We start from the raw sequence: 1,775 nt of genomic DNA on the forward strand, positions 1-1,775 counted from the left end.
ATAGAGGTCTCCCCTACTCCATAATTACACGCCGCCGCAACATTCGCAGTAGAAACAGGTGATACAGTATGTCTGAGCAGCATCGCAAAAAATAGATGCAAACTTCAGAGCTTTTTTGCAGCGAGCAAATAATTCACATCCACATCATCACTTGTCACACACCAATCGTTCTGCAACACTCTGTACTTCATACCACTAATATTCTGCACGATAACCCCTCTAGCGCGCAGCATGGAACACACCTCACTTGGTCTGACAAACTTATTCCAGCTGTGTGTTCCCCTAGGCACCCATCGCAAAACATATTCTGCAGCTACTATTGCCAATATCATAGACTTTAACGTTCTATTCAGCGTAGAAAGAAACAGCATGCCTCCCCTTTTGAGTAATCTGCAGGCGTTTTCCAGACAAGATTCTAGATCTGTGACGTGTTCAACAACTTCCATCAGCGTGACTACATCGTAAACTTCTGGATGATTCGCACAGAATTGGTCCAGATGTGCGCAATGGTAATGGATATCCAATCCAGCTACACGTGCGTGCGTTGAAGCAGCTTCTATGCTTGCTTGACTGGGATCTACTCCGGTGACGGAAAAACCTAGCCTCACCATGGACTCCGCAAATATACCTCCGCCACATCCTATGTCTAGTAAGGAACGTTTGGAGGAGCTGCTATCCAACTGTGAAAGTACGTATTTTACCCTTACAGGGTTCACTTTGTGCAAGACAGCAAAGCCATCCCCATCCCACCATTCAGAGGCCAAACTAGAAAATCTGCGGATTTCCGCATCGTCAACACTACAGCACATGCGCTGAGACCAGAACAGCCAGGAGTTCTATTTGCGTCACAGAGGCAAGCATACCAACCTATAGACCACGGCTAGATCACGGCGCTCGGCAGCTAGCCACTACCCAACTTTTTCACTCTGGCCGCGTGCCTCCCACCCAAGAACCTGGTAGTGAGAAATGTGTATAGCACAGACTTAGCCACATCAGGCTCTACGTATCTGGCACCAAAGCACAAGACGTTCGCGTCATTATGCTCTCTAGCAAGCCTAGCGAACGTCGGATCATGGCACAGCGCGGCCCTGATCCACTTATTCCTGTTTGCTGCGATACTCATCCCTATCCCTGTGCCACAAATCAGCACCCCAAAGCTTGTGTCAGACACGCAATCAACCACGCCCGGCACGCAGTCAGGATAATCCGCAGCATCATCACCGACATCGCAGCCACAGTCAGCAACTTCACACCCAAGATCCCCCAGGTATGCACCGAGAAGAAGCCGGAGCTGCACACCCGCATGATCCGAAGCAACGAAAACCCTATCTACCACCAACACAGCACGCGCTCAGACTGAGAATCAATAATACAGAAGGCGACCCTCGGTTGGTAGTCTCACTCATATATCCAATAAAGTCAAAATAATTATGAGAATGTCTCTCCCTACCCCTTCTTTTCGCCATATTTTTCTTTACAACTAAACTTTTAAAGTGTATTACCGCCTGTGATGTTATACCTGTAGTATATATAGATGCCTGAGACGAGCGAAGATCCCGGTGCAATAATAGAATCCACGCTGAACCATTTGAGTGCCACTAGGGAGTACGCGGAGGCTCTTAGGGGTGATATAGTCAGCGCCTTTAAGTCTAGCGCGATTCCTGAGGTACAGTTTCGGTACATGAAGGAGCGGGTCGAGAAGTTCTTGAACCAGATAGACCTGTATGAGAGCATATTTGTCAGTATTAGGGACGCTTATTCTGCAGCGGTGAAGT

3 protein-coding genes are annotated in these 1,775 nt (G+C 48.1%); 1 reads left to right on the forward strand and 2 read right to left on the reverse strand.

Features of this window, described 5'->3' with window-relative positions; all coding sequences use genetic code 11:
- Positions 1–104: 104 nt before the first annotated feature.
- Complete coding sequence (gene ubiG, locus GAC_RS00700; protein WP_010267566.1) at positions 105–809, reverse strand: bifunctional 2-polyprenyl-6-hydroxyphenol methylase/3-demethylubiquinol 3-O-methyltransferase UbiG; 705 nt, start codon at positions 807–809, stop codon at positions 105–107.
- A 92-nt stretch (positions 810–901) separates the two neighbouring features.
- The gene (locus GAC_RS00705) at positions 902–1,342 is read right to left on the reverse strand and encodes an RpiB/LacA/LacB family sugar-phosphate isomerase (protein ID WP_012658943.1); all 441 of its coding nucleotides are present in this window, start codon (positions 1,340–1,342) and stop codon (positions 902–904) included.
- A gap of 192 nt (positions 1,343–1,534) precedes the next feature.
- On the opposite strand from GAC_RS00705, the gene GAC_RS00710 reads away from it, so the two are divergent.
- Positions 1,535–1,775: hypothetical protein (locus tag GAC_RS00710; RefSeq protein WP_010267564.1), on the forward strand; the 241-nt coding region annotated here is incomplete at its 3' end.

It is taken from the genome of Anaplasma marginale str. Florida, from assembly GCF_000215485.1.
In the GTDB taxonomy this organism is placed as follows: Bacteria; Pseudomonadota; Alphaproteobacteria; order Rickettsiales; family Anaplasmataceae; genus Anaplasma; species Anaplasma marginale.